The 18,786-nt window shown below is 44.5% G+C and carries 16 protein-coding genes; all 16 read left to right on the top strand.

The features are described 5' to 3' along the window. The first annotated feature begins 18 nt into the window (after positions 1-18). The 16 genes from ACTNEW_RS10785 to phoU all read left to right on the top strand — a co-directional run bounded on the left by ACTNEW_RS10785 (position 19) and on the right by phoU (position 18,750). Positions 19-1,587, top strand: coding sequence for a hypothetical protein (locus tag ACTNEW_RS10785; RefSeq protein WP_441060692.1), 1,569 nt, complete (start codon positions 19-21; stop codon positions 1,585-1,587). Positions 1,588-1,751: 164 nt separating this feature from the next. Beyond that, positions 1,752-3,470 carry a hypothetical protein gene (locus ACTNEW_RS10780; protein ID WP_441060690.1) on the top strand — a complete coding sequence of 573 codons (1,719 nt, stop codon included), beginning with the start codon at positions 1,752-1,754 and terminating at the stop codon, positions 3,468-3,470. Then, positions 3,460-4,182, top strand: coding sequence for a 4Fe-4S single cluster domain-containing protein (locus ACTNEW_RS10775; RefSeq protein WP_441060688.1), 723 nt, complete (start codon positions 3,460-3,462; stop codon positions 4,180-4,182). Before ACTNEW_RS10780 ends, ACTNEW_RS10775 begins: the two co-directional genes overlap by 11 nt. Further along, entirely contained in the window at positions 4,182-4,730 is a 549-nt protein-coding gene (locus tag ACTNEW_RS10770; protein ID WP_441060686.1) for a hypothetical protein, read from the top strand. Before ACTNEW_RS10775 ends, ACTNEW_RS10770 begins: the two co-directional genes overlap by 1 nt. 197 nt (positions 4,731-4,927) lie before the next feature. Continuing rightward, positions 4,928-6,571, top strand: a complete 1,644-nt coding sequence (locus tag ACTNEW_RS10765) for a type IV secretory system conjugative DNA transfer family protein (RefSeq protein WP_441060684.1) — start codon at positions 4,928-4,930, stop codon at positions 6,569-6,571. A gap of 53 nt (positions 6,572-6,624) precedes the next feature. After that, a complete protein-coding gene (locus tag ACTNEW_RS10760; protein WP_441060682.1) occupies positions 6,625-7,833 on the top strand; it encodes a hypothetical protein in 1,209 nt (402 codons plus the stop codon). Between the two features lie 424 nt (positions 7,834-8,257). Then, positions 8,258-8,827: a hypothetical protein gene (locus ACTNEW_RS10755; protein ID WP_441060680.1), complete on the top strand. Its 570-nt coding sequence runs from the start codon at positions 8,258-8,260 to the stop codon at positions 8,825-8,827. Continuing rightward, on the top strand, positions 8,824-10,224 hold the full coding sequence (locus ACTNEW_RS10750) for a hypothetical protein (RefSeq protein WP_441060678.1): 1,401 nt from the start codon (positions 8,824-8,826) through the stop codon (positions 10,222-10,224). Before ACTNEW_RS10755 ends, ACTNEW_RS10750 begins: the two co-directional genes overlap by 4 nt. A 239-nt stretch (positions 10,225-10,463) precedes the next feature. Further along, positions 10,464-10,658, top strand: a complete 195-nt coding sequence (locus ACTNEW_RS10745) for a hypothetical protein (protein ID WP_441060676.1) — start codon at positions 10,464-10,466, stop codon at positions 10,656-10,658. 288 nt (positions 10,659-10,946) lie between these two features. Next, positions 10,947-11,708: a DeoR/GlpR family DNA-binding transcription regulator gene (locus tag ACTNEW_RS10740; protein WP_441060674.1), complete on the top strand. Its 762-nt coding sequence runs from the start codon at positions 10,947-10,949 to the stop codon at positions 11,706-11,708. Positions 11,709-11,738: 30 nt separating this feature from the next. Next, positions 11,739-14,204 (top strand): transglutaminase domain-containing protein, encoded by a 2,466-nt coding sequence (locus ACTNEW_RS10735; protein ID WP_441060672.1) that lies wholly within the window; start codon positions 11,739-11,741, stop codon positions 14,202-14,204. Positions 14,205-14,427: 223 nt separating this feature from the next. Then, positions 14,428-15,288 carry a substrate-binding domain-containing protein gene (locus ACTNEW_RS10730; protein ID WP_441060669.1) on the top strand — a complete coding sequence of 287 codons (861 nt, stop codon included), beginning with the start codon at positions 14,428-14,430 and terminating at the stop codon, positions 15,286-15,288. A gap of 222 nt (positions 15,289-15,510) precedes the next feature. After that, positions 15,511-16,368, top strand: coding sequence for a phosphate ABC transporter permease subunit PstC (gene pstC, locus ACTNEW_RS10725; protein WP_441060667.1), 858 nt, complete (start codon positions 15,511-15,513; stop codon positions 16,366-16,368). Between the two features lie 46 nt (positions 16,369-16,414). Beyond that, positions 16,415-17,263, top strand: a complete 849-nt coding sequence (pstA, locus tag ACTNEW_RS10720) for a phosphate ABC transporter permease PstA (protein ID WP_441060747.1) — start codon at positions 16,415-16,417, stop codon at positions 17,261-17,263. A 67-nt stretch (positions 17,264-17,330) separates the two neighbouring features. Continuing rightward, complete coding sequence (gene pstB / locus ACTNEW_RS10715) at positions 17,331-18,089, top strand: phosphate ABC transporter ATP-binding protein PstB (RefSeq protein ID WP_441060665.1); 759 nt, start codon at positions 17,331-17,333, stop codon at positions 18,087-18,089. A gap of 1 nt (position 18,090) precedes the next feature. Next, the gene (phoU, locus tag ACTNEW_RS10710) at positions 18,091-18,750 is read left to right on the top strand and encodes a phosphate signaling complex protein PhoU (protein WP_441060663.1); all 660 of its coding nucleotides are present in this window, start codon (positions 18,091-18,093) and stop codon (positions 18,748-18,750) included. Positions 18,751-18,786 lie beyond the last annotated feature (36 nt).

The raw sequence follows: 18,786 nt of genomic DNA, 5'->3' as shown, positions 1-18,786 counted from the left end.
TATAAAGGAGGCAGAAAGATGAGCGGAGATATTGAAGGATTACTTGTTGTACCGGTTGTTTTATGTGTGGCGGCACCAATTGTCGTTACCGGACTTGCTATTGCAGGAACAGCAGCTGCGATTGGCGGTGCAGTGAAGCTGGGTGGTGCAGCTTTTCAGGCTTATCACAGACAGAAAGAGAAAAAAGCAAAAGAACTGGAAGACAGCGGGCTGGTTCCGCAGCTTGCTTCTGCCTATCGCAGTCTGGTTGCAGAGAACAGCAAAATTGCATCCGTTTATAATACACAGACACTGCGTGTAGTGAAAGAAATGGAAAATCGCAGAGGAGACTGGGAGAAGATACTTCAGAAAAATGATGTGGAACTTCAGATGGATTTTCAGGAAAAAGTGACAGGCCTCCGGAAAAATCTTGCGGAATATGAGAGGGAAAAGGCTTCCGCTCTGCGCAGAGAAATCCAGGACGTGACAGATGAGCAGGACCGGGAGCTGAATCATGCGCTTCGCAACATCAACGCGAAGATTGAGACAGATATTCAGAATCTGAAAGCAGCCATGAAAAATGCGGTGCGGGAAAGTGAAGCCTATGCGCAGGAATATCATAAGAGTGTGAAGCTTCTGTTAAAGACATTGAAAGAAGAGTATCAGGGAGAGAAATTCTGCAGAAAGGAACTCGCGGAAATTCAGGAACTGATGGACAAGAGCGAGGAGGTACTGGATACGGCTCCTCAGGCTGCTTATGCAATTATCTGGGATGCAGCGGAAAAGACACTTCTTGCCATCAATCAGGCGGAAAATATGCAGCAGGAATGGCTGATGCAGTACCGCTGTGCGCTTGTCCTGGCAGAAGAAATCAAAGCTGTTTTTACCTATGAAAACACACTTGGCTATCTTGTAAACGGTATTTATAAACAGACAAGAGAAGAAGCCGAAGCAGTTTGTCAGGAACAGGGATGGAATCCGGCAGATATCCGGGAACTTGCCGCTGACGAATATGTGTATGGAGAGCTGGCAGATCTGAAAAAAGAATTTGATGAGATGTACCGGAAACTGCATGAAGAAGAATCAGAAATTTCGCTGGAAGAAATGTATACGATTATTGATGACCTGAATGTGAAATACGGTGCCCATACAAGACAGCTGATTTTTGAAGCAAAGATGAATCTCAATGAAGCATTGCTGATCGACCGTGTGGAGAAGCAGCTGAATGATGCGCTGGGAGGCGGTTATCACAACACCGGAAGCGCCAGAGGAGGCAACATTCACAACGGAGAAAAGCACATTCTTTTTGAACGGGATGGAAATCCGGACGAACAGATCTGTGTCGTGCTCAAAAACGGCGGATGGGATGACGGAGAAGACGGTCAGGCGGTTTTGAATACAGAAGTAGATCTCAAAGTGCTGAAAGATAATAAAATCAGCGAGAAAAAGAGACGTCAGCTTCGCAACAGAATCTGTGATTATCTGAATGCTTCTGTGGATGGTGCGCAGACAAGCATGGGATGTGTAAAGGGAACGGAGAATCAGCTGACACGAGACACTTCCGCCGGCAATCTCCGGGAAGTACGCAGGAGAAGAGTGGCACGCTGAATGAGCTTCGGGAAAGAGTAATATGTCGAGAGATATGCAGGAAAGAATAACATGCTGAAAAGTCTGCAGAAGAGAAATATGTTGGAAAAGAAGAGCAGACTTGCATACGGATGAAAACAGGTAAATGTAACCGGGGATAAGAAGATGTGAGGTAAGAGAAGAAGATGGTGAGTAAATTTACAGAACGAATTTATTGTATCTGCGAGAATCTAGACGATATGATATGCGATAAAAATCTGAGAAAGATGACGTTTAATCAGTATTTTGGTGAATATCTGAAGAAATATGAAAATTTTGATTATGTTGTGTTTTATCTTGCCTCACGCGGCATGCGGGTCTTTGATGACAGGAGTGCCATGGAACTGATCGGGGGGAACCGGGATCTGAAAGCAGAACCGGAAGAGGTCAGAAACGGGGAAGGTGAAGCGGATAAGGCGGGGAGATACAATTATACAGAGGAAGAGAACGAAGCAGGAATTTATGAAATTTCAGAAGATGAGGACGACGATTTTCTGGAATTTGACAAACCGATACCTGGTACAGGGACGGGAGAATATACAGGTAGAGCCAGGGATACAGGTATTACTGGAAAAACAGATGCAGGCATTTCTGAACAAACAGATACAGACACTTCCGGAAGGAGAGACACAGGAAGGCGGATGTCTTATTCGGAGAGGAGGGAAGCGGCGGATTTTGCCGGTCTGATGGATCAGCTCCTGAGAGATCCCGGTAAAAAAACGGCCATTGTTTTTGAAAGTCTGATGGATTATGTACAGCTCAGTCCGGATGACAGGTCACAGTTTGAGGCTACCTTCCAGTATTTTCTGAGCGATTCACTGGATGACAATCAGAATAAAGTATTTTTCTTGGCTATGAATATGGACCGGAATCAGATTTATGCGCAGATTGGAAACAATGACTGGCTTGGCGGGGTTTTCTTCCAGGAACAGACCGGAAATCCGACGGTACGCAGAGAAAAGTTTATTGAAATCGGCAAACCTGGAAAAGATGAAATCAGAAATCTTCTGGAACATTACCGCCTGTATGGGTATCAGAAAAAATATCTCAGTTATCCAATGAATTGCCTGAATGATTTTGCATATCTTCTGGAAGCTTATGCAGAGAAGGCAAAGGGAACCTCCCTTAATGAAATCAACCGTGTTTTGCAGGAAACACTGGATTCATATGAAGGAGATCATCTGGTGCTGTCCAGAGAAGTGCTGAAAAAAATGTATCCCCGTGTCCGGGATGTGGAACTTCCTCTGGAACGTTTTTCTGCACTTCCGTACACGGAAAATGTTGTTATGCGTCTCAGAGCGATAAGAAAATACAGGCAGATGGAAGAGGAAGAACAATCCGTTGAAATCGACCGGTTTATGAAGGCAGAATCCAGAGTATCCTCTTATGGATGCCGCTTTCTTCTGAAAGGAATTGAAGAGTCGAACAGGACAAAGACAGCGATCGCTCTGGCAGATTTCCTCTATTATATCGGAGAAGTTTCCAGCAAACGGCATGTGATCGTCCGGAGAGACGACATCAGCAGGTGGACAGCCGGGGAGATGGAAAAAGTAACAGCGCAGCTGATCAGAGAAGCGGAAAATGCAGTATTGATTCTGGATGATCTGGACGCGCTGACAGAAATGGAAGACAGCAAAAAATTGATTCGCAGTTTCCACCGGTGTCTGCAGGAGGAACTGAGCAGAGACCGGGGGATTCACCTGATTATGGTTGTGAATACCTCAAAGGCAAATGCTGTTTTTGGGGAATCGGATATGGAAAAATATGAAATTCCAGAAAAAAATATTCTGGAATTATCCAGAGAAGCAGTGGAGGAAACAGAAGAGACATATGTGAACAGGGGGAAAGTATCAGTTGAGAGATAGGGAAGGCCGGGAAGATCAGAGAAATCAGAAAGATCAGAGAAATCAGAAAGATCAGAATAATAAAAAAAATCAGGAAGTCCGGATTTTACTTGCTGCAGTGAGAGATCACTGCAGAGTTCTGGGACCGGGGGAACGTTTTTGTATCTGGGTGCAGGGATGTCCTTTTTCCTGCCCTGGGTGCATTGCACCATCCATGCATAATCTGGATGGCGGTTATCTGATGAGTGCAGATCAGCTTGCGGAACAGATTCTCAGCACAGAAGGGACTGAAGGAATTACCATCAGTGGCGGCGAACCGTTTCTGCAGGCAGGAGAGCTTGCAGCACTTCTGAGACAGGTAAAAGAGAAAAAAAATCTCGGGGTTATTGTGTACACAGGATTTTATTATGAAAGATTGCTGGAGTTATCGCAGATTCATCCGGAAATCGGACAATTTCTGGAACTGATTGATCTTCTGATCGATGGGCCGTATGAAGAGGCGCATAATTTTGATTATGGAATGAAAGGCTCTGAAAATCAGAGAACCATTCTTCTTACAGACAGATATCAGGATGATCTGTACCTTTATAATGATCCGGAATCAGGAAGGAAAAATGAATTGTATCAGAGTGATTCGCAGTCATTTCTGGCAGGAGTGCCTTCGAAAAAAATGGAATTGCAATGGAAACGGATGATCCGTGAGAATGGTAAGGCAGAAAAAGGAGAAAAATAATGGGATTACTGGAACGCTATCTGGAAGCACAGAGAGAACGGGAACAGGAAGAAATGCTTGAAAGAAAGAAACATCTTCCTGAAATGGATAAAGAAACCCACAACAGCCGGGAGAACGGCGAAACGTCAGGTCAGTCGGGAAAAAACAGCAGTTTGTCGGGAAAAAACAGTAGTCTTTCCGGAAAAACGCAGAGTAATATGAATTCCGGAAATTCTGAAAGCGGTGCAAAAAGCAGCGGTCAGAGCAGTGGGAATGGTGCAATTGGCCATGGTCAGGGTGCAGCAGGACACGGAGGCACTGGATTTGGTGGTCAGGGAGGACTTGGCGTAGGTGGTCTGGGAGGCACTGGATTTGGCGGACAGGGAGGACATGGCGCAGGTGGTCTGGGAGGCACTGGATCTGGCGGTCAGGGAGGAGTTGGGACAGGTGGTCTGGGAAGTTCTGGCTCAGGCGGACATGGCGGAACTGGCTCAGGAGGCCATGGTGGTTCCGGAGCAGGAACTGGTGCCGGAACAGGAGCTGGTGCTGGAGCAGGGGCAGGAATGTAAAACATAGTATTGTTAGTATATCGGAAAATAAATATCGGCCCCAGATAGACAAGTCAGATGTATCACAATGTATTAGAACGTGTTTGAAAATTCATTTTAAAGCATGACGTATAAGAGAGGTAAAAAATATTCAAATTGACAGGTAAAATGTGATAAAATGTGAAAGAAAAAAAACACAGAGGGAGGCGAACGAAAACATGGCCGCAATCAGCGGATGGACACCGCGAAATAAGAAAAATCAGCAGTATTCTGAAGACGGGAATCCGTCGAACAGAAGAATTCTTTTTCATGAAAATGAAGAAGATGATTATGACTATGTTCAGGAAAAATACAGCAGAGAAAACCGGGAGGAAAGCAGAGAGGAACATAACGCAGAAGACAGAGAACACAGGGAATACCGAAATAATCAGAGAAGCAAGGCGAATACCGGAATTATACCGGAGGTTCTTCTGGGAAACGATCTGAGCAAGGGTCGACCGCGTGTTGGAGATGATGCAAGGACTACTTTTTATTCTCCGGATGGAAGCTGTTTCACGATGAATATGGAACAGTATTCGACACATCTGCTGCTTCTTGGAGGTATCGGATGCGGAAAAACGAATGTTTTTAATCATATTATTCAATCCCTGAGAAGTAGGATGACGACGCTGGATGTGATGTTTATCCTGGATTCCAAAGGTGACTTTTACAGAGAATTTTATAAACCGGGAGACGTGGTGATCGGTAACGGCAAACGATATCGGAGACAGAGCAGTGTCTGGAATATTTACGGTGAAGTCATGGGCCGGATGCCCCGCCCGGGAGAACGGTATGAGTATAAAAAAGAATGGGATCTGAATGCGAGAGAAATTATGAAAGCTCTGTTTAAAAACAGGCGCTCTTCCACGCAGCCGTTTTTCGCAGATGCTGCAGCCGATTTGATCAGCATGAAAATTATCAGCGTTCTCCGCAGCGGAAATCTGGAGGAGATGCATACTTACAAATTAAAAGAATTTTTTAAAATTGCACAGGTAAAGGATTATGATGCGCTGACCTGTGATCCTTCAAACCGGGATTTTGCAGGCGGAAAGCAGTATTATGGGGACGGTACGACTCCGCAGGCACTTGCTGTTTTTGCTTATATCAACAGTCTGGTGTCTGAATGCTTTGTGGGTGTTTTCGGAGATGAAAAGCCATATTCCGGAGACAGATACAGAACGGAACGCTACGGGATGCATGACGGGGGTGAATTTGCCGGAGAGTTTGCCATGCGGGATCTTGTAAGAGAAAAAAATAAAAGAGTGATATTTGTGGAATATGACCTCAGTGTAGGAGAAGTTCTTGGACCGATTTACCAGCTTTTATATGATCAGGCACTGAAAGAAGCACTGGGAAGAAACGATATGGAATGTGAGGAAGCGCAGGGGAACGTTTTTATGATCTGTGATGAACTGAAACTGCTTGGCGCCGTAAGTCATCAGGATGACGGTCTCAATTTCGGACGCAGCCTGGGTGTGAAAATTGTCGCCGGCCTTCAGAGTGTCAACCAGATTTATGATATTTACGGGGAAGCAAAGGGAAAAGTAATTCTTTCCGGCTTTTCCAATATGTTTTGTTTCCGGACAGGAGATGCGGAGACCAGGAAATTTATTTCAGAGCATTTCGGATGTAATTATACAGATATTAAGCTGTGGAACGAGGGCTTTGAACCGAGACATATCCCGAGGGACAGCAACGTGGTAGAACAGTGGGATGTGCAGAATCTTTCGAGGGGAGAGGCGATTATCGACCTGTGGGATAAAGAACCGCAGCAGCCATTTAAGTTCTGTTTTTCAAGATTTGATTCCGAAAATGAATCATGAAGTACATTGTAAATGCAATGACTGATACAAAAGGTAAGCAGGAGGTAACATTTATGTCGTTTAAATTTGCAGATCCGAAGAATGATAAAGAAAGACATGTGGTAAGAAAGGCCAGATACCGTCTGTCAGATTTCTGGAAAACCACGGAACCGAGTGAGGGATTTATCATTACCGGCGGAAAGGAAGATGAGCAGATCTGGGGACTTTATCATGCTGTGGAGGATTATATCCGAAGAAAGCAGCGTCCTGTAGTGATTCTGCATAATAATCAGAATCTGGATGGAGTTCTCCGGCAGAATCTTTTATTGCAATTTCCGGATCTGCACTATGACAGAGTAGGAGGAATCCACAAAAATTACATGCCTTTTGACGGAATGAGCAAAAGATCGGTTGTTTCCTGCATAAAAAATCAGTGCAGAAATATTGGTGGAATTAACGAACTTTCCGTGGGGCAATATATGGACAGCCTGCTCAGTATTCTGGAAGAATATAAAACCAGTAACGCGCTTTGTTATATTTCGGAGCTTTGTGAGGCATCGGATGAAGAAATCATAGAATTGTCTGAGAGGGCAGGACTGAATCAGATCACGAGAAACGGGATACAGATGAATACCGGCGCCGGAATGGAAGTCCGGGAAATGATAAAAGGGCTGCAAAAATCCTTTTCGGAAATCTGTAATTTAAGAGAAAAGGGATGGATCAATATTGGCCGTTTTATGAAACAGGGGACGGGAAATCGTGTCCTGTCTCTTTGCATTGGAAGTGCGGATACGAATCAGATGCTGATGGCCCTGCGTGATGAACTGATGCTTTTGAATCAGGAAGAATTTCTGCTGATTATGTATGATATTGGAATCAATGAGAAAAACGGACTGGGTGAGCTGCTGGGAAATACGCAGAATAAATTCGCTCTTGGAATCTGTTCTGCAGAAGTGGCAGGGATGTTCAGCGGAAATTCCGTGGAGTATTTCGCAATCGCCAGAGCCAGAATTGGAAAGTGGATGATTTTATCCTACAGAGATGCCCGTGCTGCATCACGGATCAGTGATCTGTTTGCCAGTTACATGATGGAGCAGACGGTGGAGGTGAAAGCACCAAAGAAACCATGGCAGTTTGTGTTTGCAAAAGCACCGGGAAAAGCAAAAGTAAAAATGGAGGTGCTGGAGCCCGGTGAGATCTGCGAAATTGGATACCGGAATGCCATACTGTACGGGCATTCAGGGGTGGAGCTGCTGTTTGTGACAAAACAGCTGGTGTACTGATGGGGCTGTTTATCGAATGTGGAAAATTTGACTCAAATGAGGGAGGTATAGCGGGCGATGTTGTATGCATGAAGCATCGGAAAAACAAGTTTTGATATTCCCGATGCTTTTTCTGCTGATTCATGTATAAACTAAGCGTCGGAAATATGTTTTTTACTATTTTTCGATGCCAGTTATAAAATTGTCTCATCCAGAATCAATAAAGTGTACTTTCATATATACAAATTTGTCTATATTTCGACAGGGAGGATACGATTCATTCTGAGTCACATTCTTCCTGTTTTTATTCAATTCATTTTCCGACAGTCCTTAAATGGAGTATACAAGTACATCGAAAAATAAAAAAATTTATTTCTTGTCCGTTATGATGTTGTTGAAACAGGGAAAGTGTAAATTTAGATTCAGCAACAGAGGTAATGTGGACATGAGAGATATACTGGACAGAGATCTGGATGAAGCAATCCGAAATCTGGAAAACATGCAGAATAAGCCGGATAAAAAGAACAGAAAAAGTCAGAATACCCGGGAAGAATCCGCAGATGGAAGAAGTCTTGATAACTGGGGAGACTCTGTAGATAGAAGAAATCGTGATAACTGGGAAAACCCAGGAAACAGTGAGACCTGGGATGATTGGGAAGAAGCGGAAGATAACAATGCCTGGGACACCGGAAACTCCCGTCAGGATGGCAGTGCGGCTGATATACTTCAGAGACCGGGAGCGAACAGAGGACGGCGGGGAAACATCTTCAACGGTTTTTTCTCAGGAATCACAGCAGAAAAAATTCTGGAAGCGGTGCTTCTGCTTGTTACCATTGGCGGTGTGATATGTATTTTTCTGAACTTTGAAGCAATTACATGGATTCTGGCTGCGGGAATTGCGTATTGTGTGATAACAGTCGGGAAATTTGTGATTATCATCGCGGGAGTGGCCGTTTGTGTGTTGTTTATCGGTTTCTTCTGGAGAAGACGAAGAAGACGGAGGTGGTGGAGATGATTGGACAGACGAAAAACGATAAAAGAGTGATCAGTAAAAAATGGTTTTTGGACAGCGAAAACAAAGATCAGATTATGAGCAAATGTCTGGAGATTCTGACAAAGGCAGATCAGCGCTGTTTGGAATTGTGCGGAAATAGCGCAGAATATGAAGAGAAACAGATACTCCGGGATATTCAGGATGATATCCGGAGTATTCAGGCGGATGTCAGGGAAAAAGAACAAAAGCTGGATACGCTTCGTTCCCTTACCTTGAATCGCCAGACTTACCTGAAAAATTCCGGACATTTTTCTTCAGATGAACGAGAGCAGCAGATCCGTCTTCTGGAGAGTGATCTTTCTAACATGGAAGAACGAATCCGGAATTTTGTACAGGAAAAAGAAAACGAAATTGCGGAATTACAAAAAGAATCAGAAGATATCCGAAAAAGCAGGAGACAGCAGATACGGGAGATTCAGACGGAACTGATGGAACAGATCCCTCCGCCTGTGTTTGGGAGTGCTGTGCAGGCTATGGATTTTTATCACATTCGCAGGCTGAAACATAGAGAAAAATATATCTGTCAGTGCCAGCTGGGAGTAATCCATCATGAATGTTCACCGGAAGGTGCCGGAATGCTGGGTGCCCTGTATCCGGATGCTGTGCGTGGAGGACAGCTGGAGGTACCGTATATTCTCAGCCGGAATCATGCGGTCTATCAGCTGTTTTTGTATCAAGAAGAGAATAAAGAGCTTGCCTGGCAGCATTTTCAGACAATGTGTCTGGGACAGCTGGTACTGCACAGAGGCTTTGAATATGAACTGATCGCTGTTCTGAATGGAGAGGATGGGAGAAATGACAGAGAATTCCTTTCGGATATTCGGGAATCTGGAAACCGGGAGAATATCCGGGAATCTGGAGGCCGAGAGAATTTCCGGAAATCTGGAAACCGGGAGAATATCCGGGAATCTGACTGCCGGGAAAATATCCGTGTGATTTCCCCGCAGAATCTGGAAGAGGAAATTCGTGAAATCAAAGAGTACTGCATGTACATCCGGACAAATGTTCTGGAGAACAGATATCATACGGTATGGGAATATAACAGAGAAAATCCAACGAGAAAACTTCCGTATAAGGGGATTGCACTGTGGGATTTTCCTATGGGTCTCTCGGCAGAAACTGTGAATGAAATTTATCAGATTTACAATATGCTGGAAAGCTGCGGAGTGTTTTTCCTGTTTTTTGTAAATGACGATTTTGATGGCGGGGAAGCTGTTTTTCAGGAAATCAGAAAGATGATGGAGGCTCTTCCGGTTCTTGTATTTAACTCTGAGGTACAGGAATACGAAGCTCTGGGGGATCGCAGTTACACATATAAAATCGAGAAATACGATGATTTGCAGAATTCAGAAACATGATGATTTATAAAATTGAGAAACAGGATCATTTACAGGGCACAGGAGAATACGATCATTTATAGAAATCGAGGAATATGAGTAGTTATGGAAATCGAGGAATGCGAGTAGTTATGGAAATCGAGGAATACGAGTAGTTATAGAAATCGAGGAATGCGAGTATTTATAGAAATCGGGAAAGATGAGTATTTACAGAAATTAAGAGAAATGAGTATTGGTAAAAATCAGGGAGGGTGAAGTTTATGCTGCGTATTTTGAAACGATATCTGGTAATCTGGCTTGTGATTCTTCTGGGATTATGTATAGTGTCCCTGGCATTGCACTGGCCGAACGTGGTTTCTGTCTGCAGTAATACATTTTCCGCATACTTTCATCTGATTGGAATATGCCTGCTGATTGTCGGCGGAATCATTGCATTAATTTTGTCCATGTTTTAGCGTGTATTTGAAAATTCATTCCCGTCATCTGTACGCCCCACTTTGTGGAAAATTCATTCCCACCATTTTGAAACACGCTCTATCTGGATTGTGTCGGGGTCAAACAAATTTGATCCTGACTTTTTTCTATTACAGGAGCGTGCCTCTCATTTTCTCATATGAAATATAATACAAAATAATAAAAAATAATTCGAAATAATATCATAAATTGACAAAAAGTGGAATGTATGTTAGGTTAAAATCAGAGAGAAAAAGATTGCTTTTTTATAAATGAATGGGGGTGAGCAAATGTTCACAGAAGAACGGCAGGAAGCTATTTTACAGAAGCTGAGAGAATACGGAAAGGTCAAGGTGCGCTCTCTCAGTGAGGAATTTCATGTGACAGAAGACTGTATCCGTAAGGATCTGAAGACTCTGGAGAAAGCCGGTCATCTGAAGCGTACTTACGGCGGAGCTATTTTATCCGGAGATTATCCTCTGGATCGGGATGTGATTGACCGCAGGACGGTAAATGAAGAAAAAAAAGATATCATTGCACAGAAAGCGTTCAGCCTGATCAGAGATAATGAGACGATTTTTCTCGACATTTCCACCAGCAATATCAAACTTGCGAAATTGCTGGCAGATTCAGGGAGACGACTGGTTGTTGTGAGCAATATGATCGATATTCTTCAGATTCTGGCCGCTTCTCCGATGATCACCACAGTGGGAACCGGAGGAATCATGTATCGGACTGTGAATGGGTTTATGGGATCTGCGGCTATTGAGGTGATCAAGCAGTACAGCTTTGACCGGGCGTTTATCGGGACATGCGGACTGGATATGACGGACCTTTCTGTGACCACCTTTGGTGTGGAGGACGGACTGACCAAAAAGGCAGCAATCTCCAGCAGCCGGCATACGTATGTAGTGATGGAGAAAGATAAGTTTTATTTCAATGATTCTTATAAATTTACCCATTTTGATGATATCGACGGAATCATTACAGATGAAAGACCGGACCCTGCGGCAGTGGGAACACTGGAGGCAGCAGGCGTACAGTTGTATTGAAAATGAAAAAACAGGAAAAGGAGAAATCACATGTTTTTGGAAAACAGCAGGAACAGGATCGTTCAGGATTTTGAGAAATTCTGTCAGAATCTGCCCGGTCCATCTGAAGAAATCCGGGAAAAAATAGATTTGCTGGATGACGATACAGCACTTGCCATGAAATATCTGTATGCAAATATGCCATACAGCGATGTTGGAAATTATTCGTTTGATACGTTTCTGGATTTTGCCGAACAGGGAGTCTGGCTCTGGGAAAATTCACCTTATTGTAAAGAAATTACAGAAGAAATGTTCCTTGGAGAAGTGTTATTCCATCGGATCAACGAGGAAGAAATCAAGCCGTGCAGGAAGCTTTTCCGGAAGGAACTGGAAGAAAGAATAGAAGGAATGGATATGAAAAATGCCATTCTGGAAGTGAATTACTGGTGTGCCCAGGAAGCGACTTATCAGTCAACCGATGAACGGACAAGCTCTGCGCTGGATGTGTACCGCAAAGGATATGGACGCTGCGGGGAGGAATCCGTTTTTACAGTAAGTGCCCTGCGAAGTGTGGGCATTCCGGCACGGCAGGTTTATGCGCCGTTCTGGGCTCATTGTGATGACAACCATGCGTGGGTGGAAGTCTGGTGTGAGGGACAGTGGCATTATCTTGGTGCCTGTGAGCCGGAGGCAATTCTGGACAAAGGATGGTTTACCAATGCTGCTTCCCGGGCTATGATGGTACATTCCCGCTGCTTTGGAAGCAATGAGAGCCAGGAACAGGAAGTGGGACGCGAGGGAATTACCGTTTTGCAGAATCAGCTTTCCCGTTATGCGGATACCAGAACCATTACGATTTGTGTGGAAGATCTGGATGGCTGTCCGGTGGAAGGGGCATCAGTCACTGCAGAGGTTCTGAATTATTCGGAATTCAGTCCTGTGGCAAAGATGGTCACAGATAAGGAAGGTAAGGCTGTTTTGAAAACCGGTCTGGGAAGCCTTCATATTACGGCATGTTTCCAGGGAGAGATCGGCGAATGCCTGATTAATACAAAAGAAGAAGATATCTGTCTCTGTGTTCTCGCAGAAGAAAAAGCAGAGGATGTGTGGGTTGATTTTGATATGATTGCTCCTTCTGATTCGATTGTGGAGTCAAGACGCGCCTCCCGTGAACAGGAAGAAGAAAACAGCCGCCGTGTGGAAGAAGCCGCCATCCTTCGCAAAAAGAAAACAGAAGCCTGGAAGCCCCTCTGGGTTGGTGGTTTTCTGCCGGATGAGCCAAAAAAAGCGGCAGAATATATGGCGGTGCTTTCCGAAAAAGACCGTCAGGATGCGGATCCGGAAATACTGAAGGAACATTATGAAGAATCCAGGATTTATGAAAATCAGTATCCGCGGGAAATTTTCTTATCTTATGTATGGAATCCGAGAGTTTCTTTTGAGATTCTTTCCAAATGGCGCAGAGCAATTCTGGAATATTTTGAGGAAGCACAGCAGGAAAGGTTCCGGAAGAATCCGGCAGAAATCTGGAACTGGATTCAGACAACCATCCATTCCAGAAGCGAAAAAGAACGCCTGAGTATCTACACGACGCCGGCGGCTGCCCTGAAACTCGGTTTTGCAGAAAGCAATTCCCGAAAAGTCCTGTTTGTGGCAATCGCCAGAACTCTGGGAATCCCTGCACGGATGGATGCAGCGGATGGATCTCTGGAATACTGGAGAGACGGACAGTTTGTTCGGGTGGTGAAAGAGCAGGAAAAAGATGCCAGGGTACTTCTGAGCGGAGATCCGGAGGTGAACTGGACATATTTCCAGAACTGGTCTCTTGCAAAGCTGGAAGAGGATGGTTACCACTCCCTGAAATTGTGGGAGCTTCGTCTGGAAAACGGCAGACTGGAACTTGCTGTGGAGCCTGGAGAATACCGGCTTCTGACTGCCAACCGGCTGCCTACGGGAAATATTTTTGCCGGACGGTATGACTTTGAGATCGAACAGGGAGGACACGGTGAGATTGCGTTGGAGATGCGGGAGGCATGTCTTGCGGATCTGCTGGACAGACACCATATACCGGATTATGAACTGACAGACAGGGACGGCAATGTACGGACGATCGGAGAAATTACAGATCCGGCACGAAGCGGTGCTGAGCCCGGAAATGGCCGCAGAGTTCTCTGCTGGCTGGAGGTGAGCCGGGAGCCTACGGAACACATCCTCAATGAACTGATGGAAATGCAGGAGGATTTCCGGAAATGTCAGAATCAGCTGGCATTTATTGTACGCGGTCCGGAAGATTTGGCAGATCTCACGCTGTCCAGCTGCCGTCAGGCACTGCCGGAGGTGGAGGTCTATTACGATACCTTTGGCAAAGACCAGGAAATGACAGCGCGTCAGATGTACGTAGATCCGGGCAAACTGCCTCTTCTGGTTGTGACGGATGGAAAAGCAGTCGGAATTTTTGCGGCAAGCGGATATTCGGTGGGAATGGCAGCGATGCTGATGAGGATTTTGAACAGCTGATGACTGGAGCGCAGGGAATAAAGAAGAAGACTAACAAATAAAGAAACGGGCTTTCCCCGGTGAATCATGGTGCTGACAGCAGAACATGATTTCTCCGGCGGAGAGCTCTTTTTTTACGAACATTTTACAGAAAAAAGATTTTGCATTTTACTTTTGGTTTTTATAATGGCTCTTGTCAATAAGAAATAAATTGTCTATGACAGAAAAGAGGAGAACATTGATCATGAAGAAAAAAATTGTTCGTATTTTAACAGCAGCATTACTTGGCACTACTATATTTGCATCTACCGTATTTGCAGCAAGCGGCACAATCAACGTAGTATCACGTGAGGATGGTTCTGGTACAAGAGGCGCTTTTATCGAACTGTTCGGTATTGAAGAAAAACAGGGCGATGAGAAAGTAGATATGACAACAGAAGATGCAATCATTACCAACAGCACTTCCGTTATGATGACAACTGTAGCAGGTGATGAGAACGCAATCGGATATATTTCTCTCGGCTCTCTGAACGATACTGTAAAAGCACTCAAAATTGACGGAGCAGAGGCAACAGCAGAAAATGTTGCAGACGGCACTTACAAAGTTTCCCGTCCGTTCAATATCGTAACCGGAGAAGAAATCAGTGATGCAGCTCAGGATTTCATTAACTATATCATGAGCGCAGATGGACAGCAGATTATCGAAGACAACGGATACATCAAAGTAGATACAGAAGCAGCTCCGTATGAAGCAGGCAAAGCATCCGGAAAAGTAGTAGTTGCAGGTTCTTCTTCTGTAGCACCGGTTATGGAAAAATTAAAAGAGGCTTATGAAGGTGTAAACTCCAATGTAACTGTAGAAGTACAGCAGAGCGATTCCACTACAGGTGTAAATTCCGCAGCAGAAGGTATCTGTGATATCGGAATGGCATCCCGTGATCTGAAAGATGAAGAATCTGAACTTGGACTGACTGCTGCCGTAATCGCATCCGATGGTATTGCAGTAGTTGTAAACACAACAAACGAACTGGAAGATCTGACAAGTGAGCAGGTAAAATCCATCTTTACAGGTGAGACAACAGAATGGGAAGCACTTGCTGAATAATTCAGACGGGCTTTTGGAACAGAATCGGGGCTGGGTCTGTATACCAGCCTCGAATTGTCTCCCGCGGTCTGGAAGGAAAAATAATAAGCCAGACCGGGGGAGATTATTCGAGGAAAAACAGGACAAAGAAATGCCTGTTTATGCAGGCGTTGTTATTTATAAAAGATTGCTGTACATATCCTGTTTCAGCAATCAAAAAAAGAGAGAAAGAAAGGAAAAAGTATGACACATTTAAAGGAAAAAGGAATGAAATGTATTTTCATGATTGCCGCATGTACATCGGTCATCGCAGTATTTCTGATCTGTGTATTTCTTTTCGCAAACGGAATTCCGGCAATCGCAAAAATCGGACCACTGAAATTTCTTTTTGGAACCACATGGAAACCATCCAACGACAAGTTCGGAATTTTTCCGATGATCGTTGCCAGCATTTATGTAACTGCAGGCGCTGTAATCACAGGAGTTCCCATTGCACTTCTGACAGCTGTGTTTATGGCACGCTATTGCCCGGCAAAAATTTACCGGCCGCTGAAATCAGGAATTGAACTGATGGCCGGAATTCCATCTATCGTATATGGATTCTTTGGACTGGTTCTTCTTGTTCCTCTGATCCGTCAGATTTTTGGAGGAACGGGAAGCAGTATGCTGGCAGCTTCTCTCCTTCTGGGAATGATGATTTTGCCTACCATTATCGGACCTGCGGAATCTGCGATCCGAAGCGTACCGGAAAGTTATTATGAGGGTTCGCTGGCACTGGGAGCTACCAAAGAAAGAAGTATCTTCTGTATTATGCTTCCGGCTGCAAAATCAGGAATTCTTGCAGCGGTCGTTCTTGGTATCGGACGTGCGATCGGTGAGACAATGGCAGTGATCATGGTAGCCGGAAATCAGGCCAGAATGCCGCAGGGACTTTTGAAAGGAGTCCGCACAATGACTGCCAATATCGTAACAGAAATGGGTTATGCAACAGGACTTCACAGAGAAGCTCTGATCGCAACTGCAGTGGTTCTGTTTGTATTTATTCTGATTATTAACCTGAGTCTTTCACTGTTGAACAGGAGGTCTTCCAATGCTCAATAATACAGCAGTTGCCAACGCATCTGCCGGCACAGATGGAAAAAATGACATGTCCCTTACTGCACGGGCAAACAAAAAAGTCAGACATCCGGGTTCTGTGATCCTGTCTGCTCTGACCATATTTGCAGCTGTTACTACCTTTGCATTGCTGTTATTTCTGATTGTTTACATTCTGGTAAAAGGGATTCCATATCTGACTCCGGATCTGTTCAGCCTGGAATATACTTCGGACAATGTATCGCTGATGCCGTCTCTGATCAATACCTTTATTATGACGGTGGTATCACTGGCGATTGCTGCTCCGCTTGGTATTTTTGCCGCAATTTTCCTTGTGGAATACGCAGGAAAAGGAAATAAATTTGTGGGACTGATCCGTATTACTGCAGAAACGCTTTCCGGTATTCCATCCATCGTATATGGCCTGTTCGGTATGCTGTTTTTTGTAACTACTCTGAAGTGGGGAATGTCACTTCTGGCTGGTGCGTGCACCCTTGTAATCATGGTACTTCCTCTAATTATGCGTACTTCTGAGGAAGCGCTGAAAGCAGTTCCGGATTCCTACAGAGAAGCAAGTTTTGGACTTGGAGCAGGAAAGCTGCGTACGATTTTTACCATTGTACTTCCCTCTGCAGTTCCGGGAATTCTGGCAGGTGTGATCCTGGCAATCGGACGAATTATCGGAGAAACTGCAGCACTTCTTTATACAGCAGGAACAGTTGCTGCTGTTCCTTCCAACCTGATGGGCTCCGGCCGTACACTGGCACTGCATATGTATGTTCTGTCCAGTGAAGGTCTGCATATGAATCAGGCATCTGCTACAGCAGTAGTGATCATGATTTTCGTACTGGTAATTAACGGATTGTCCGGTATGATTGCAAAACGAATTGCAAAGGGATGATCAAAGCAGAATTGCAAAACGAATTGCGAAGAGATAACCAAAGCAGAATTGCGAAAGGATAACAAAGATGAGTGAGATAACGAAAATTTCTATTGAAGATATGAATCTGCATTACGGAAAGTTTCATGCATTGAAAAACATCAATATGCAGATTCCGGAAAAAGAGATCACAGCGTTTATCGGGCCAAGCGGATGCGGAAAATCCACACTTCTGAAATCCCTGAACCGTATGAATGACCTTGTGGAAGGATGTGTGATCACCGGAAATATTACACTGGACGGAGAAGATATTTACGGGGATATGGATGTGAACCTTCTTCGTAAAAGAGTGGGAATGGTATTCCAGAAACCGAACCCGTTCCCTATGAGCATTTATGATAACATCGCATATGGACCGAGAACACATGGCATCCGTTCCAAAGCAAAACTGGATGATATCGTAGAGAAATCATTAAGAGATGCGGCAATCTGGGACGAAGTCAAAGACCGTCTGAAAAAGAGCGCCCTTGGCATGTCCGGCGGACAGCAGCAGCGTCTTTGTATTGCAAGAGCTCTGGCAGTACAGCCGGAAGTGCTTCTGATGGATGAGCCTACCTCTGCACTGGACCCGATTTCCACGTCCAAGATTGAGGAACTGGCTCTGGAGCTGAAAAAAGATTATACCATCGTTATGGTAACACATAATATGCAGCAGGCAACACGTATTTCTGACAAAACCGCATTTTTCCTTCTGGGAGAAGTGGTGGAATTTGACAATACGGATAAGCTGTTTTCCATGCCGTCGGATAAGAGGACGGAAGATTATATTACAGGGAGGTTCGGTTGATATGCCAACACATTTTGAACGTCAGTTGGAAGAACTTCATAAGCATCTGATCACACTTGGTAATCTCTGCGAAAAAGCGATTATACTGTCTGCAGATTCTATTCAGAAGCCGGAACAGAAGACAGCAAAAATGGTTTTTGAAACAGATCATGAAATCGAAAAAAAGGAGAGAGAGCTGGAATCGCTCTGTATGCATCTGCTTCTCCATCAGCAGCCGGTAGCCGGTGATCTGCGGGAAATTTCCGCGGCATTAGGGATGATTTCCGATATGGAAAGAATCGGAGATCAGGCGGCAGACATCGCGGATCTTTCTCTTTTTATCGATAAAACAAAAGTCAGAATACCGGATACAATCAGCGAAATGGCACAGGTTACTGTAGAGATGGTAACAGAGAGTGTAGAAGCATTTGTAAAATCTGATCTGGAACTGTGCCGGAAAGTAATCCGTGATGACGACCTGGTCGATACCGCATTTAATCAGGTGAAAGAAATGCTTGCGGATCTTATTTACAAGCAGAACCTTGATGCAAAAGCCGGTCTGGATCTTTTGATGACTGCAAAATATATCGAAAGAATCGGGGATCATGCAGTAAATATTGCAGAATGGGTAGAGTATTCCATTACAGGAATTCACAGAAATAATGAACATCAGATGGGATGATGAAGGCATCCCGTCGTTGCAGGAAAAACATAAAAT

Origin of the sequence: Blautia sp. HCP3S3_G3, from assembly GCF_052063365.1 — a bacterium.
Classification (GTDB): Bacteria; Bacillota; Clostridia; order Lachnospirales; family Lachnospiraceae; genus Blautia_A.
Note: the sequence above shows the minus strand (reverse complement) of the source record. Positions and strands in the feature narration are given on the sequence as shown.

Coding starts and splice junctions, on each gene's coding strand:
- ACTNEW_RS10785 (WP_441060692.1), top strand. CDS start 19: ATGAGCGGAGATATTGAAGGATTACTTGTTGTACCGGTTGTTTTATGT.
- ACTNEW_RS10780 (WP_441060690.1), top strand. CDS start 1,752: ATGGTGAGTAAATTTACAGAACGAATTTATTGTATCTGCGAGAATCTA.
- ACTNEW_RS10770 (WP_441060686.1), top strand. CDS start 4,182: ATGGGATTACTGGAACGCTATCTGGAAGCACAGAGAGAACGGGAACAG.
- ACTNEW_RS10765 (WP_441060684.1), top strand. CDS start 4,928: ATGGCCGCAATCAGCGGATGGACACCGCGAAATAAGAAAAATCAGCAG.
- ACTNEW_RS10760 (WP_441060682.1), top strand. CDS start 6,625: ATGTCGTTTAAATTTGCAGATCCGAAGAATGATAAAGAAAGACATGTG.
- ACTNEW_RS10755 (WP_441060680.1), top strand. CDS start 8,258: ATGAGAGATATACTGGACAGAGATCTGGATGAAGCAATCCGAAATCTG.
- ACTNEW_RS10750 (WP_441060678.1), top strand. CDS start 8,824: ATGATTGGACAGACGAAAAACGATAAAAGAGTGATCAGTAAAAAATGG.
- ACTNEW_RS10745 (WP_441060676.1), top strand. CDS start 10,464: ATGCTGCGTATTTTGAAACGATATCTGGTAATCTGGCTTGTGATTCTT.
- ACTNEW_RS10740 (WP_441060674.1), top strand. CDS start 10,947: ATGTTCACAGAAGAACGGCAGGAAGCTATTTTACAGAAGCTGAGAGAA.
- ACTNEW_RS10735 (WP_441060672.1), top strand. CDS start 11,739: ATGTTTTTGGAAAACAGCAGGAACAGGATCGTTCAGGATTTTGAGAAA.
- ACTNEW_RS10730 (WP_441060669.1), top strand. CDS start 14,428: ATGAAGAAAAAAATTGTTCGTATTTTAACAGCAGCATTACTTGGCACT.
- pstC (WP_441060667.1), top strand. CDS start 15,511: ATGACACATTTAAAGGAAAAAGGAATGAAATGTATTTTCATGATTGCC.
- pstA (WP_441060747.1), top strand. CDS start 16,415: ATGTCCCTTACTGCACGGGCAAACAAAAAAGTCAGACATCCGGGTTCT.
- pstB (WP_441060665.1), top strand. CDS start 17,331: ATGAGTGAGATAACGAAAATTTCTATTGAAGATATGAATCTGCATTAC.
- phoU (WP_441060663.1), top strand. CDS start 18,091: ATGCCAACACATTTTGAACGTCAGTTGGAAGAACTTCATAAGCATCTG.